The organism is Streptomyces albireticuli (assembly GCF_002192455.1).
In the GTDB taxonomy this organism is placed as follows: domain Bacteria; phylum Actinomycetota; class Actinomycetes; order Streptomycetales; family Streptomycetaceae; genus Streptomyces; species Streptomyces albireticuli_B.
Genome location: NZ_CP021744.1, coordinates 4,734,149 through 4,748,489, shown reverse-complemented (window position 1 = coordinate 4,748,489; position 14,341 = coordinate 4,734,149). Strand labels below are relative to the sequence as shown.

The following is a 14,341-nucleotide window of genomic DNA, read 5'->3' as shown; positions in this document are numbered from 1 at the left end:
GTGGCTTCCGGGATCTCAGGCGCGCAGCGCCGCGACGGCCTCGGCCAGCGCCTGCCCCACGTCGGGCACGAGCTGATGGGCTCCCTCGCGGACGATGTGCCGGCCGCCGACGACGGTGTCCCGGACGTCCGCGTTGGTCGCCGCGAATACGGCCGTCTCGACGGCGAGCTCCGGCGGCGGGCCCGCCGTGCGCACCGTGTCCAGCGCGATCGAGGTGAGGTCGGCGAGGGCACCCGCCCGGATGCCGCCCGCGTCGTGCCAGCCGAGGGCGGCGTGGCCGTCCGCGGTGGCGGCGCGCAGCAGCTGGGGCGCGGTCCAGTGGCCGCGGGTGCGGCTGTGCAGCCGCTCGTCGAGCTCCATCGCGCGCGCCTCTTCGAGGATGTCGATGACGGCGTGGCTGTCGCTGCCGAGGGAGAGCGGCGAGCCCGCGCTCTGGAGCCTGGGCGCCGGGCCGATGCCGTCGGCGAGATCCCGCTCGGTGGTGGGACACATGCACACGCCGGTGCCGGAGTGACCCAGGAGGCGGATGTCCCCGGGCGTCAGGTGGGTGGCGTGGACGGCGGTGGTGCGCGGGCCGAGCACGCCGTGGTCGGCCAGGAGCGTGGTGGGGGTGAAGCCGTGGGCCTCGACGCAGGCGTCGTTCTCGGCGGTCTGCTCCGAGAGGTGGACGTGCAGCGGCGCCTCGCGCTCGTCGGCCCAGGCGGCGACGGTGGCCAGCTGGTCGACGGGCACGGCCCGTACGGAGTGGACGGCCGCGCCGATCCGGGTGTTGTCGTCGCTCTTGAGCCCGGCGGCCCGCTCGGCCCACCGCTCGGCGGTGGTGTCGCTGAAGCGGAGCTGGTGCCGGCTGGGCGGCGCGCCGAAGCCGGAGGAGAGATAGCAGGTGTCGAGGAGGGTGATGCGGATGCCGGCCTCGGCGGCGGCCGCGATCAGGGCCTCGCCCATGGCGTTGGGGTTGTCGTAGGCGGTGCCGCCGGGGGCGTGGTGGAGGTAGTGGAACTCCCCGACGGCGGTGATGCCGGCGAGGGCCATCTCGGCGTACACCGCGCGGGCCAGCGCGTAGTAGCTGTCGGGCGTGAGCCGGTCGGCGACGCCGTACATGATGTCGCGCCAGGTCCAGAAGGTCCCCTCGCCCTGCTGCACCGTGCCCCGCAGGGCGCGGTGGAACGCGTGCGAATGCGCGTTGGCCAGCCCCGGGAGCGTGAGGCCGCGCAGGGTCACCGAGCCCGTCGGCGGCTTCTTCGCGCCCTTGCGGACGGACGCGATCCGGCCGTCCGTGCCCGTCTTGATGACCACGCCCTGCTCGACCCCGGTGTCGAGCCAGGCGTGTTCCGCCCAGTAAGTCTGTGCCGTCAGCGACACGCCAGGCCCTCCAGTACGTCGGCGAGTGCGGTCACCCCGGCCAGGCAGTCGTCCTCGTCCGCCGTCTCGGCGGGTGAGTGCGAGACGCCCGTGGGGTTGCGTACGAACAGCATGGCGGTCGGGACGGTCCCGGAGAGGATTCCGGCGTCGTGTCCCGCGCCCGTGCCGAGGACGGGGACGTCACCGCCCAGGATCCGGCCGAGCTCGTCGCGCAGCGCGTGTTCGAATTCGACGACGGGGGTGAAGGACTCCCGGGTGATCCGGACGTCGACGCCGTCGCGCTCGCCGCGCTCGACGGCCGCCTTCTCGATCTCGGCGATCACCAGGTCGAGGGTGTCCTGGTCGGCGGCGCGGGAGTCCAGCCAGCCGCGGACCAGGGACGGGATGGCGTTGACCCCGTTCGGCTCGACGCTGACCTTGCCGAAGGTGGCGAGGGCGCCGGCGAGGCGGGCCTTCTTCCGGGCGGCGAGGACGGTGTTGGCGTAGGTGAGCATCGGGTCGCGGCGGTCGTCGAGGCGCGTGGTGCCCGCGTGGTTGGCCTCGCCGTGGAAGTCGAACCGCCAGCGGCCGTGCGGCCAGATGGCGGAGGCGATGCCCACCCGGTCGCCGGAGAGGTCCAGGGCACGGCCCTGCTCGACGTGGAGTTCGACGAAGGCGCCGATCCGGGCCAGCCGCTCGGGGTCGGCCCCGATGGCCTCCGGGTCGTACCCGGCGCGCTCCATCGCCTGCGGCAGGGTGACGCCGTCGGCGTCGCGCAGCTCCCGGGCCTTGTCGGGGGTGAGCTGCCCGGCGGCCAGCCGGGAGCCCACGCAGGCCAGCCCGAAGCGGGCGCCCTCCTCGTCGCCGAAGTTGACGACGGCGAGGGGACGGCCCGGCTTCGCGCCGCGCGAGCGCAGTTCGTCCAGCGCGGCGAAGGACGAGACGACGCCGAGCGGCCCGTCGAAGGCGCCGCCGTCCGGGACGGAGTCCAGGTGCGAGCCGGTGACGACGGCGTCACCGGCGGCGGGGTCGCCGAGCCAGGCCCACTGGTTGCCGTTGCGGTCGAGCTCGTAGGCGAGCCCGCGGCTCTCGGCCTGCGCGCGGAACCACGCGCGGCAGTCGGTGTCGGCACCGGTCCAGGCGTAGCGGCGGTATCCGCCGCTTTCTTGGTTACGGCCGAGGGGCAGAAGGTCGCGCCACATCTCGTGGAACGAGGGCGTTGTGGGCAGTCGTTCCGCCGGGGCGGAACGGGTGGGCACGACCCCACCCGCACCCGGCGGCGTACGGTCAGCCCCACCGGGGGTTTCGTACCCGGGCGCGGCCCGGTGGTCGGGCTGCGCCCGCCCTCCCCCAGGGGGTGCCCCCGGCCCTGCGGCACGACTGCCCGCGGCCTCGCTCACGAGTCCTCCCGCATCGGGACGCGGACGCCCTTGTCCTCCGCGACCGACTCCGCGATGTCGTACCCCGCGTCGACGTGCCGGATGACGCCCATCCCCGGGTCGTTCGTCAGCACCCGGCGGATCTTCTCGCCCGCGAGCTTCGTGCCGTCGGCGACCGTGACCTGGCCCGCGTGGATGGAGCGGCCCATGCCGACGCCGCCGCCGTGGTGGAGGGAGACCCAGGAGGCGCCCGAGGCGACGTTGACCATGGCGTTCAGCAGCGGCCAGTCGGCGATCGCGTCGGAGCCGTCGAGCATGGCCTCGGTCTCGCGGTAGGGCGAGGCCACCGAGCCGCAGTCGAGGTGGTCGCGGCCGATGGCCAGCGGCGCGGCGAGGGTGCCGTCGGCGACCATCTCGTTGAAGCGCTCGCCCGCCTTGTCGCGCTCGCCGTAGCCGAGCCAGCAGATGCGGGCGGGCAGGCCCTGGAAGTGGACCCGCTCGCCGGCCATCTTGAGCCAGCGGGCGAGGGACTCGTTCTCGGGGAAGAGTTCGAGCATCGCCTTGTCGGTCTTGTGGATGTCGGCCGCGTCGCCGGAGAGCGCCGCCCAGCGGAAGGGGCCCTTGCCCTCGCAGAACAGCGGGCGGATGTAGGCGGGGACGAAGCCGGGGAAGTCGAAGGCGCGGGTGTAGCCCGCGAGCTGGGCCTCGCCGCGGATGGAGTTGCCGTAGTCGAAGACCTCGGCGCCCGCGTCCTGGAAGCCGACCATGGCCTCGACGTGCCGGGCCATCGACTCGCGCGCCCGGGTGGTGAAGTCGGCGGGCTTCTCGGCGGCGTAGGTGGCCATGTCGTCGAAGTCGACGCCGACCGGCAGGTACGACAGCGGGTCGTGGGCGGAGGTCTGGTCCGTCACGATGTCGATGGGGGCGTTCATGGCCAGCAGCTGCGGGACGAGCTCGGCCGCGTTGCCCAGCACGCCGATGGAGAGCGGGCGGCGCGCGTCGCGCGCCTCCACGGCCAGCTGGAGCGCGTGGTCGAGGGAGTCGGCCTTCACGTCCAGGTAGCGGTGCTCGATGCGGCGCTCGATGGCGCGCGGGTCGCAGTCGATACAGATCGCGACGCCGTCGTTCATGGTGACGGCGAGCGGCTGGGCGCCGCCCATGCCGCCGAGGCCGGCCGTGAGGGTGATCGTCCCGGCGAGGGTGCCGTGGAACTTCTTGGCCGCCACGGCCGCGAAGGTCTCGTAGGTGCCCTGGAGGATGCCCTGGGTGCCGATGTAGATCCACGAACCGGCCGTCATCTGCCCGTACATGGTGAGGCCGAGGGCCTCCAGCCGGCGGAACTCCTCCCAGTTGGCCCAGTCGCCGACCAGGTTGGAGTTGGCGATGAGGACGCGCGGGGCCCATTCGTGCGTCTGCATCACGCCGACCGGGCGGCCGGACTGGACGAGCATCGTCTCGTCCTGCTTCAGCGTCCGCAGGGTGCGCACCATGGCGTCGAACGAGCGCCAGTCACGGGCGGCCTTGCCCGTGCCGCCGTAGACGACGAGCTTGTCCGGGTGCTCGGCGACCTCCGGGTCGAGGTTGTTCTGGAGCATCCGCAGAGCGGCTTCCTGCTGCCACCCCAAGGTGCTCAGCTCGGTACCTCGCGGTGCTCGAACGGGTCGCGGTCCTGACATGGGGCCCTGCCTCCCTGGCGCTCCGTAGAGACCATTGAATAGAACACTTCACATCTTGTGGCAGTGAATACCTCCAGTCAACAGGTGTGCGGGGGCCGCCGGGGACCGGACCGGCCGCGTCCCATGGCATCGCGCCCCGCCGGATGGTGGAGTGGACGCATGGGTCCGGAGAGCGCGAGCGCGCGCGAGCGACGTGAGGCCGCCGTCCGGGCGGCGGTGCGGGACGGTCTGGTCGACGCGCGGCGCCCCGTGGCCGGGCTGCTGGACGTGCGGGGCGTCCGCGGCGCCGTCGCCGCGCTGCGGGCCGCGTTCGAGGAGGTCACGGCGCCCGGCACGGAGGTGCTGCACGCCTTCGCCGTGAAGGCCGCGTCGCTGGTGCCCGTGCTGCGGCTGCTCGCCGACGAGGGGATGGGCTGCGAGGTGGCGAGCCCCGGGGAGCTGGCGCTGGCGCGCGCCGCGGGCGTGCCGGCGGACCGCACGGTCCTGGACTCCCCCGCGAAGACGGACGCGGAGCTGCGGGAGGCGCTCGCGCTCGGCATCGCGGTCAACGCCGACAGCCGCCAGGAGCTGGCCCGCCTGGACGCGCTCGTACGGTCCGCGCCGACCGCCTCCGTGCTGGGCGTACGGGTGAACCCGCAGCTCGGCGCGGGCAGCATCGGGGCGATGAGCACGGCCACGGCGACGTCCAAGTTCGGGGTGGCGCTGCGCGACGAGGGGGCGCGCGCATGGCTCGTCCGCGCCTTCGTGGAGCGCCCCTGGCTCACCCGGATGCACGCCCACGTCGGCTCGCAGGGCTGCCCGCCGGAGCTGATGGCCGAGGGCGTGCGGACCGCGTACGAGCTGGCCGAGGAGATCAACCGGGCCGTCGGCGGGCAGCGGGTGCGGACCCTGGACATCGGCGGCGGACTGCCCGTCAATTTCGCCTCCGAGGAGGTGACGCCGAGCTTCCGGGATTACGCGCGGCTGCTCGACGTGACCGTACCCGCCCTGTTCGACGGGCGCTACGGCCTGGTCACGGAGTTCGGCCGGTCGCTGCTGGCCAAGAGCGGCACGGTGCTGGCCCGGGTGGAGTACGCCAAGTCGGCCGGCGGGCGGCGGATCGCGGTGACGCACGCGGGCGCCCAGGTCGCGGCGCGGACGGTGTTCGCGCCCGGCGCCTGGCCACTGCGGGTGGCCGCCTTCGACGCGGAGGGGCGGCCCAAGGAGGGCGAGCCGGTGCCGCAGGACGTGGCCGGGCCGTGCTGCTTCGCGGGCGACCTGGTCGCGGTGGACCGGCCGCTGCCGCTCCTGGAGCCGGGCGACCATGTGGCGCTGCTGGACACCGGCGCGTACTACTTCTCGAACCACTTCGCGTACAACTCTCTGCCCCGCCCGGGGGTTTACGGCTACGTGTCCGCAGAAGGCCGCACGGAGGATCTCCGCGACGGGCACGGGGAGTACGGGCAGCACGGGGAGTACGGCGCCGGGCGCGCGCCCGGCGGCCCGGACGTCCGCTTCGTGCCCGTCCGCCGTCCGCAGTCGCTCGACGAGCTCGTCGAGGAGAGCGGCGGCCCGCTCGCCGCGGGTCTCAGCGCGCTGCGCTGACGCCCGGCCGGGAGGCCGCCCGCCCGGCCCGGCGCCGCGCGCCGCCCGGTGCCGCGTCCCCGGCGGAGAGCCCGGTGGTCTCGTAGCCGCGCACGTCCGGCCCGGCGGGTCCGCGCCGGACACTGTCCACGCGCACCCACAGCAGGCTCCCGGACCGCCGCTCCAGCCCGCCCAGCCAGCGGGCCTTCGCCCACAGCCCGGCGCCGGCCCCGGCCGTCGCCAGCCCGGCGGCGGCGGGCGCGGCGAAGGAGGAGCCGACGGCCGCGAGGAAGGCGAGCGCCAGCCACCAGCGGCCGGCTCGCCGCCGGTTCCGCAGGGTGACGGCGCGGTCCTGGAGGAAGACGGACCGGCCCGCCCGCGACGCGCCGCGCGCCAGTTCCTCGTAGCGCCCGCGGCGCACCGCGAAGACCACGGCCGCCGTGATCAGGAACAGCGCCGCGCCCGCCGTCACCCCGATCCGGCGCCCGGTGAGCCCCGGCACCAGGGTGCCGACGCCCGCGCCCACCAGTCCCGCCCACCACAGCGGGCCCGCGGCCGCTCTCACGACCACCGCCACCCGTGCCAGCGCATACGCACCGCGCCCCACGACGCACCTCCTCGTACCCGGGGACCTCTCGGCCCCCTGCGTGAACCTGACCGGAACCGGAGCCCGGACCGGGCCCGGCCCCGTCCGGAATCTGCCCGGATTCCGGCCGGAATCCGCGCGGCAGGCTAGCCAACGAATCTGAGTGCGGGCTGAGAAGCGCCGGGCACGGCCGGGGCGCGGGTCATACCGGGGTAGCACCCGCGTGTTGGCTCCGTCGTACGACGCGGCGGGGCACGGCCCTTCCCTAGAGTCGGCGCACCGGGCGAGCGGGAGGAGCGGGGCATGGTGGCGTACGAGCGGGGACTGCGGCGGCGGGCCGTACTGGCGGCGGGGGTGCTGGCCGGGACAGCGCTGCTGGGCACGGCGGCGGGCCGGGCCGAGGCGCTGGCCGCCCCGGCCGGCGCGGCGGCCGCGGCCCGGCCGCACGCGGAGCTGCCGGCCCCCACCGGCCCGTACGCCGTCGGCACGGCGACCCGGCACCTGGTGGACGCCTCCCGCCGGGACCCGTGGAAGCCGGAGAGCGGGGACCGCGAGGTGATGGCGAGCCTGTTCTACCCGGCCGGCGGAGGCGGGCACGGCCGGACCGCCCCGCACATGGACGCCGCGTCCGCCGCGCACTTCGGGGCGGCGGGCAGCGCGGCGGAGGCCAACTACCGGGTGCGCGCGGGCGCGGCCGACTGGGCCGCCACGCGCACGCACGCGCGCGTGGACGCGCCGGTGGCCCGCGGCGCCCGGTCCCTCCCGGTCGTCCTGTACTCGGCGGGCCTGGGCGACCCGCGCACCTGGAACACCGGCCTCGCGGAGGAGCTGGCGTCGCGCGGCTACGTCGTCGTCACGATCGACCACACCTACGACTCGTCGGAGGTCGCCTTCCCCGGCGGGCGCCTGGCGGAGTCCGTGCTGCCCGCCCTCGCCAAGGACCCCGGCACGGGGCCGCGCGAGATCGACGCCGCGCTGCGCCGGTCGCTGGCGGCGCGCGTGGGCGACACCCGGTTCGTCCTCGACGCCCTGGGCGGCGACGCCGCCTGGCGGCGGGCCATGCCGCGCGGCCTGGCCGACGCCATGGACCTGCGGCGCGTCGGCATGACGGGGCACTCCATGGGCGGCCTGACCGCCGCCCAGACCATGCTGGAGGACCGCCGGGTCCGGGCGGGCGTCAACATGGACGGACAGCTGGCCTTCGCCCTCCCGGACGCCTCCGGGAGCGCGCTGAGCGGGGCCGCGCGCGAGGGCGTGGACCGGCCGTTCCTGCTGCTGGGCTCCGAGGGGCCGGGCGCGGCGGAGAACCGGCCGTCGTGGACGGCCTTCCGGCAGCACTCGCGCGGCTGGAACGCCGAGCTGACCATGGCCGGTTCCCGGCACGGCGCGTACACCGACGCCGCGTCGCTGCTGCCTGCCCTGTCCCGGCAGGGCGCGCTGTCCGGGGCCGATCTGAAGGAGACCCTGGGGACCGTACGGCCGGAGCGGGCGGTGGCGGCGACGCGGGCGTACACGGTGGCGTTCTTCGACCGCTTCCTGAAGGGCCGGGACGGCGGCCTCCTGGACGGCCCGTCGACCCGCTTCCCCGAGATGCGGCTGTCCGGCGCGGGCTTTTCCCCTACCCGCCCCTCCCCGTAACCGGGGGCAAGCCCTGGACCCCCGCTCCGCGCTGACGCGCGGTGTCCTCAAGCGCCGGACAGGCTGATTTCAGCCCGTCCGGCGCTTGAGGACGATTCGGGAAGGGGCGGGGTGGGGAACGAGCCTCATTCGACGAACAGCCCCCGCGCCGCCGCCTTCGCGTCGAACTCCTCCAGCCGTGCCTGGGCGTCGGGCAGCGCGTCGCACATGGCCTCCAGCAGCACCCGCCCCAGCAGCATCGGCGCGCACGCCGTGTCGAAGGCGAGCCCGGTGCCGACGGCGGCGGGCAGCAGCAGGTCGCTGTGGCGGGCGACGGGCGCGAAGGTGGAGTCCGCGACGGTGACGACGGTCAGGCCCTCGCCCCGCGCGTACTCCAGCGCCTCGACCACCTCGCGGGGGTGCCGGGGCAGCGCGAAGCACAGCAGGGTGCTCGCACCGGCCCGCACGGCCGCGTCGATGCGGTCGGCGAGGAGCGTGCCGCCCTCGTCGAGCAGCCGGACGTCGGGGTGGACCTTGCGCGCGAAGTAGGCGAAGCCCGCCGCCTGCGCGGTGGCGGCGCGCAGGCCGAGCACGGGCAGCGGCCGCGACCGCGCGAGCAGCCGCCCGGCGCGGGCGACGGGCTCGGGGTCGGCGAGCAGGGAGGCGAGGTGGCGGAGGTTGTCGATCTCCGCCTGGACCGCCTCCTGGTACTCGTTGTACGAGCTCTCGCCGGGCTCGGCCGTGGTGGGGACGACCTCGCGCAGGTGGCGGCGCAGGGCGGGGTAGCCGTCGAAGCCGAGGGCGACCGCGAACCGGGTCACGGACGGCTGGCTGACGCCCGCGAGCTCGGCGAGCTCGACGCTGGAGAGGAACGGCGCGTCGGCGGCCCGCCGCACCACGCAGTGGGCGATCCGGCGCTGGGTGGGCGTCAGCCGGTGCCCTTCGAAGAGCTTTTGCAGGCGCGCGGTGGCCTCCGGCTCGCCGCCGTTGTCACTCATCGGCCCTCCACGTTCTCGGTACGGACCGTCGGCGGGTCCGCCGGCGGGGCCTCGCACGGTCATTCACGACCCCTGGTCCTGCATGGAATTATGCAGGAGGGTGTTCTCCCAGGGCCTCCCACCGCTACAGCGGCGGGAGGAGCTTCTTCTGCGGCTTGCCCATCGCGTTGCGCGGCAGCGCCTCCAGGAACCGGACGCGGCGGGGCCGCTTGTGCGCGGAGAGGTGTCCGGCCACGAAGTCGATCAGGGTCCGCTCGGACACCCCGTCGGCCACCACATAGGCGACGATCTCCTGCCCGAGGTCGTCGTGGTCCACGCCGACGACGGCCGCCTCCCGCACCGCGGGGTGGTCCAGCAGGGCGTTCTCCACCTCGCCCGCGCCGACCCGGTAGCCACCGGTCTTGATCAGGTCGACGGAGGCCCGGCCCACGATGCGGTGCATGCCGTCGGGGTCGACGGTCGCGATGTCGCCGGTGCGGAACCAGCCGTCCCCGGCGTGCGCCGCGGCCGTCGCCTCCGGGCGCCCGAGGTAGCCCGCGAAGAGGGTCGGCCCGGACACCTCCAGCTCGCCGATGCCGCTCTCGGTCCGCGCCAGCCTGGTCCTTATGCCCGGCAGCGGCAGGCCCACCGAACCGGGGCGGCGGTCACCGTCGGCCCGGGTCGAGACGGTGATCAGGGTCTCCGTCATGCCGTAGCGCTCCACGGGCCGCTGCCCGGTGAGCGCCTCCAGGTCGCGGAAGACGGGCGCGGGCAGCGCCGCGCTGCCCGACACCAGCAGCCGCGCCTTGCCGAGCTCCCGGGCGGCGGCCGGCTCCCGGACCACGCGGGACCACACGGTCGGCACGCCGAAGTAGAGGCTGCCGCCGGCCGCCGCGTACGCCGCGGGGGTGGGCCGGCCGGTGTGGACGAGCCGGCAGCCGGTGCGCAGGGCGCCCAGCACCCCGAGGACGAGGCCGTGCACATGGAACAGCGGCAGGCCGTGCACGAGGGTGTCCCCGGCCGTCCACGCCCACGCCTCGGCGAGCCCGTCCAGGCCGGCGGCGACGGCCGCGCGCGGGATCAGGACGCCCTTGGGCGAGCCGGTGGTGCCGGAGGTGTAGAGGATCAGGGCGGTGGTGGCGGGGTCCGGCTCGGCGCCTGACCAGTCGGCCCGCTCCGCCACGTCGACCGGCAGGTCGCCGCCCGCGCCCAGCACCAGGGCGGCACCGGAGTCGCGCAGGATGTGGTCCCGCTCGGCGGGCCCGGCGTCCGGCGGCAGCGGCACGGCGGGCACCCCGGCGAGCAGCGCGCCCACGACGGCGACGACGGTCTCCAGGGTGGCCTCCGCCTGGACGGCCACGGACGGCGCCCCGGCGATCCGGTGCGCCACCGCGGCCGCGGCGCCCAGCAGTTCCTCCCGCGAGCACGTCCGGCCGGCGACGGTCAGGGCGTCGGGCAGGTCGGGGCCGCCGGCGCCGCCCGCTCCGGCGGCGAGGGACGTCAGCAGAGGTACGGTCGGTTCGGGCACGGACTGCTCCTTCCACGGGGGTCCGCCGGCGGTCCGGGGACAGCCCCCACTGCGGATACGGGTGCTAGCCCCAACGACCCGGGGCTCCCGCGACCGTATCGTCGTCGGCATGACGGCCCACGACCCCGAGACGAAGTCAGAGATGAAGAAGGAACTCGACGCGACCCTCCAGACCCGCAAGGAACTGGGGCCGGAGTACGAGTCGGAGCTGGTCGACGGCTTCCTGGACAAGGTCGACCGGAAGATCGACGGCACCATCGACCGCCATGTGCGCCGGCATCTGGCGGAGCAGCAGATGGCCGCCGCCCGCGGCGCCCGCCCGCGGCCCGCCGAGGCGGGGCCCGGCAGCTTCGGGGAGCGGTTCGGCTTCGCGGCGATCTCGCTGGTGCTGGCGGTGCCGCTGTCCGCCATCGGCGTGGTCAACGCCGGGCTGGCCGGCCTGCTGGTGACCTGGGCGGGCATCGTGGGCGTCAACGCGCTCAACTCCGCCGGGTTCTTCCCCTGGCCGAGCCACCGCAAGCCGCACGACGAGAGCTGACGGGAGCCGCGCGCCCCCGGGGAGAAGTGAGCGGGGGGCCGCCGTACCCCGGCCGAGGCCGGAGTCGGGACGACGGCGGTCCCCCACGAGGACACGGTTCCGGGTCAGGGCCGGTCCACCCGTGTCCGGACGGCCTTGGAGTCCGGGAGCCGCTCCGGAGGTCCTGCCGCCGCACTGGTGCCGGTCCGGGCGGACCCTCGCCGACACCCCTCAATATGCCGGACCGTTGTTAAGTCCGTGCTGCGGACGCGTGACGCATACGTACCCTTTACGCGTCGTCCGCGTGACTTGACGCCCACTTGGCGCGGGATCCGGCGCCTGTCCGGCGCCCCGTCCGGCGCGCGCCGGACATCCGTCCGGCGCGCGCCCGGCGGCTACTTGGCGGGAGCGGCGCTCTCGGCCAGGAAGGCCAGCAGGTCCTGGCGGCTGACGACGCCCTTGGGCTTGCCCTCGACGATCACGATCGCCGCGTCGGCCTCGCCGAGCACCGCCATCAGGTCCGCGACCGGCTCACCGGAGCCGACCTGCGGCAGCGGCGGGCACATGTGCTTCTCCAGCGGGTCGGTGAGCGAGGCGCGCTGCGTGAACAGGGCGTCCAGCAGCTCGCGCTCCACGACCGAGCCGATGACCTCGGCGGCCATCACATCGGGGTGCCCCGCGCCCGGCTTGACGATGGGCATCTGCGAGACGCCGTACTCGCGGAGCACCTCGATGGCCTCGCCGACCGTCTCCTCGGGGTGCATGTGCACCAGCGAGGGCATGCCGCCGTCCTTGCGGCGCAGCACGTCACCGACGCGGGCGGCGTCGCCCGGCTCCTCCAGGAAGCCGTAGTCCGCCATCCACTCGTCGTTGAAGATCTTGCTGAGGTAGCCGCGGCCGCTGTCGGGCAGCAGCACGACGACGACGTCGTCCGGGCCGAGGCGCTTGGCGAGCTCCAGGGCGCTGACGACGGCCATGCCGCAGGAGCCGCCGACGAGCAGGCCCTCCTCGCGGGCGAGGCGGCGGGTCATCTGGAAGGCGTCCTTGTCGGAGACCGCGATGATCTCGTCGGTCACCGTGCCGTCGTAGGCGCTCGGCCAGAAGTCCTCGCCGACGCCCTCGATCAGGTACGGACGGCCGGAGCCGCCGCTGTAGACGGAGCCCTCGGGGTCGGAGCCGATGACCTTGACCCGGCCGTCGCTGACCTCCTTGAGGTAGCGGCCGGTGCCGCTGATGGTGCCGCCGGTGCCCACGCCGGTCACAAAGTGAGTGATCTTGCCCTCGGTCTGCTCCCAGATCTCCGGGCCGGTGGAGTGGTAGTGCGACAGGGCGTTGTTGGGGTTGCTGTACTGGTCCGGCTTCCAGGCGTTCGGGGTCTCCTGCACGAGACGGTCCGAGACGTTGTAGTAGGAGTCCGGGTGCTCCGGGTCGACGGCGGTCGGGCAGACGACGACCTCGGCCCCGTAGGCGCGCAGCACGTTGATCTTGTCGTTGGACACCTTGTCCGGGCACACGAAGATGCACTTGTAGCCCTTTTGCTGGGCCACGATCGCCAGGCCCACACCGGTGTTGCCGGAGGTCGGCTCCACGATGGTGCCGCCGGGCTTGAGCTCGCCGGACTTCTCGGCGGCCTCGATCATCCGCACGGCGATCCGGTCCTTCACCGAACCGCCGGGGTTGAAGTACTCGACCTTGGCAAGCACGGTGGCCTGGATGCCTTCGGTCACGCTGTTGAGCTTCACAAGCGGGGTGTTGCCGACAAGCTCAACCATCGAATCGTGATACTGCACGGTGATCTCCGCGGTCAGGGGCACTAGCGCATCGCGTACCCGTATCTCCAGCCTATTGCGCCGTCGAGGGGACACGGCCCCGCGTTGCACGGGGGTGGTCTCGGGGCAACAACCAGTTAGCGGGGTCCGGCGGGGGTGCGTACCGTCGGAGCGGGAGGAGGTCGGGGCCCATGTCCATGTCGAGGGCGAGAGTCGCACGGCGGATCGCGGCCGCCGCGGCGTACGGCGGAGGCGGTATCGGCCTGCTGGGCGCGACGGCGGTCGGTGTGCTGCTCACCGAGGCGCGGCTGGCCAAGCGGGTGGTCGGCGGGGCCCACGAGGCGCCGCCGCACGCGGACGGCCGCTACGGCTCCGCGTTCGTCCACCGGCTCGGCCGGGACCCGCTGCTGCTGGGGGTCCTCGGCGACTCCACGGCGGCGGGCCAGGGCGTGCACCGGCCCCGGCAGACGCCCGGCGCCCTGCTGGCCTCCGGGCTCGCGGCGGTCGCCGAGCGGCCGGTCACGCTGCGCAACGTGGCACTGTCCGGCGCCCAGTCCCACGACCTGGACCGGCAGGTCACCCTGCTGCTCGACGACGGCCCGCCCCCCGACGTCTGCGTGATCATGATCGGGGCGAACGACGTCACCCACGGGATGCCGGCGGCCCGCTCGGTGCGGCTGCTGTCCGACGCGGTGCGCAGGCTGCGCGAGGCGGGCAGCGAGGTGGTGGTGGGCACCTGCCCCGACCTGGGCACGATCGAGCCCGTCTACCAGCCGCTGCGCTGGGTGGCCAAGCGGCTGAGCCGGCAGCTGGCGGCGGCCCAGACGATCGGCGTCCTGGAGGCCGGCGGCCGTACGGTCTCGCTCGGCGACCTGCTGGGCCCGGAGTTCGCGGAGAACCCCCGCGAGCTGTTCGGACCCGACAACTACCACCCGTCCGCGGAGGGCTACGCCACGGCGGCGATGGCCGTGCTGCCGACGCTGTGCGCGGCGCTGGGCCTGTGGCCGGAGCACGAGGAGCGCCCGGACGTGGCGCGCCGCGAGGGCATCCTGCCGGTGGCCCGGGCGGCCGCGGAGGCGGCGTCCGAGGGCGGCACCGAGGTCACGGCGGCGCGCGGGCGCTGGGCCCTGCTCAAGCACCGCAAGCGGCGGCACCTGCCTGCCCATACGGAGGCGACTCCGCACCACGCGTGGCTTCGGGTGGGGCGGGGGTCGTGAGGAGGCCCGCCCTGACTGGGCGGTTCGGGCTCGGGTGCCGGCGGCGGTGGGTCGGGGGCGGGGCGGGGTGGGCCCTCCGGGGCTGCATGATTTACGGGCCCACTCACCCACCGGTGCACAGTTGGCCGCCGTACGGCCCGCAAATCACGCTTCACGCCCCTTCCGGGCCCA

The 14,341-nt window shown here is 74.8% G+C and carries 11 protein-coding genes; 4 read left to right on the top strand and 7 right to left on the bottom strand.

Going from position 1 to position 14,341, the window contains the following annotated elements; all coding sequences use genetic code 11:
- Positions 1 to 15: 15 nt before the first annotated feature.
- The 3 genes from SMD11_RS20510 to hutU all read right to left on the bottom strand — a co-directional run bounded on the left by SMD11_RS20510 (position 16) and on the right by hutU (position 4,396).
- Positions 16 to 1,356 (bottom strand): formimidoylglutamate deiminase, encoded by a 1,341-nt coding sequence (locus SMD11_RS20510; RefSeq protein ID WP_087930624.1) that lies wholly within the window; start codon positions 1,354 to 1,356, stop codon positions 16 to 18.
- On the bottom strand, positions 1,353 to 2,543 hold the full coding sequence (locus tag SMD11_RS20505; protein ID WP_087927837.1) for an allantoate amidohydrolase: 1,191 nt from the start codon (positions 2,541 to 2,543) through the stop codon (positions 1,353 to 1,355). The genes SMD11_RS20510 and SMD11_RS20505 overlap by 4 nt, the downstream gene beginning before the upstream one ends.
- Positions 2,544 to 2,737: 194 nt before the next feature.
- Positions 2,738 to 4,396, bottom strand: coding sequence for a urocanate hydratase (hutU, locus tag SMD11_RS20500; protein ID WP_087927836.1), 1,659 nt, complete (start codon positions 4,394 to 4,396; stop codon positions 2,738 to 2,740).
- Between the two features lie 159 nt (positions 4,397 to 4,555).
- On the opposite strand from hutU, the gene SMD11_RS20495 reads away from it, so the two are divergent.
- Positions 4,556 to 5,980 carry a diaminopimelate decarboxylase gene (locus SMD11_RS20495; RefSeq protein ID WP_087927835.1) on the top strand — a complete coding sequence of 475 codons (1,425 nt, stop codon included), beginning with the start codon at positions 4,556 to 4,558 and terminating at the stop codon, positions 5,978 to 5,980.
- Here the strand turns inward: SMD11_RS20495 and SMD11_RS20490 are convergent.
- Positions 5,964 to 6,566 carry a hypothetical protein gene (locus SMD11_RS20490; RefSeq protein ID WP_087927834.1) on the bottom strand — a complete coding sequence of 201 codons (603 nt, stop codon included), beginning with the start codon at positions 6,564 to 6,566 and terminating at the stop codon, positions 5,964 to 5,966. The two genes, SMD11_RS20495 and SMD11_RS20490, sit on opposite strands and share 17 nt — an antisense overlap.
- Before the next feature lie 282 nt (positions 6,567 to 6,848).
- On the opposite strand from SMD11_RS20490, the gene SMD11_RS20485 reads away from it, so the two are divergent.
- Positions 6,849 to 8,183, top strand: a complete 1,335-nt coding sequence (locus SMD11_RS20485; protein WP_087927833.1) for an alpha/beta hydrolase family protein — start codon at positions 6,849 to 6,851, stop codon at positions 8,181 to 8,183.
- Between the two features lie 125 nt (positions 8,184 to 8,308).
- Here SMD11_RS20485 and SMD11_RS20480 read toward each other — a convergent pair whose 3' ends face one another.
- Positions 8,309 to 9,160, bottom strand: coding sequence for a MurR/RpiR family transcriptional regulator (locus SMD11_RS20480; protein WP_087927832.1), 852 nt, complete (start codon positions 9,158 to 9,160; stop codon positions 8,309 to 8,311).
- Positions 9,161 to 9,284: 124 nt separating this feature from the next.
- Positions 9,285 to 10,646 carry an acyl-CoA synthetase gene (locus tag SMD11_RS20475; RefSeq protein WP_418952531.1) on the bottom strand — a complete coding sequence of 454 codons (1,362 nt, stop codon included), beginning with the start codon at positions 10,644 to 10,646 and terminating at the stop codon, positions 9,285 to 9,287.
- A gap of 130 nt (positions 10,647 to 10,776) precedes the next feature.
- Here SMD11_RS20475 and SMD11_RS20470 point away from each other — a divergent pair, with 130 nt between their 5' ends.
- Positions 10,777 to 11,205: a hypothetical protein gene (locus SMD11_RS20470; protein WP_087927830.1), complete on the top strand. Its 429-nt coding sequence runs from the start codon at positions 10,777 to 10,779 to the stop codon at positions 11,203 to 11,205.
- A gap of 374 nt (positions 11,206 to 11,579) precedes the next feature.
- Here the strand turns inward: SMD11_RS20470 and SMD11_RS20465 are convergent, their stop codons facing one another.
- Positions 11,580 to 12,974, bottom strand: a complete 1,395-nt coding sequence (locus SMD11_RS20465; protein ID WP_087930623.1) for a cystathionine beta-synthase — start codon at positions 12,972 to 12,974, stop codon at positions 11,580 to 11,582.
- 170 nt (positions 12,975 to 13,144) lie between these two features.
- On the opposite strand from SMD11_RS20465, the gene SMD11_RS20460 reads away from it, so the two are divergent.
- Positions 13,145 to 14,170: an SGNH/GDSL hydrolase family protein gene (locus tag SMD11_RS20460; protein WP_087927829.1), complete on the top strand. Its 1,026-nt coding sequence runs from the start codon at positions 13,145 to 13,147 to the stop codon at positions 14,168 to 14,170.
- The last annotated feature ends 171 nt before the right edge of the window (positions 14,171 to 14,341 follow it).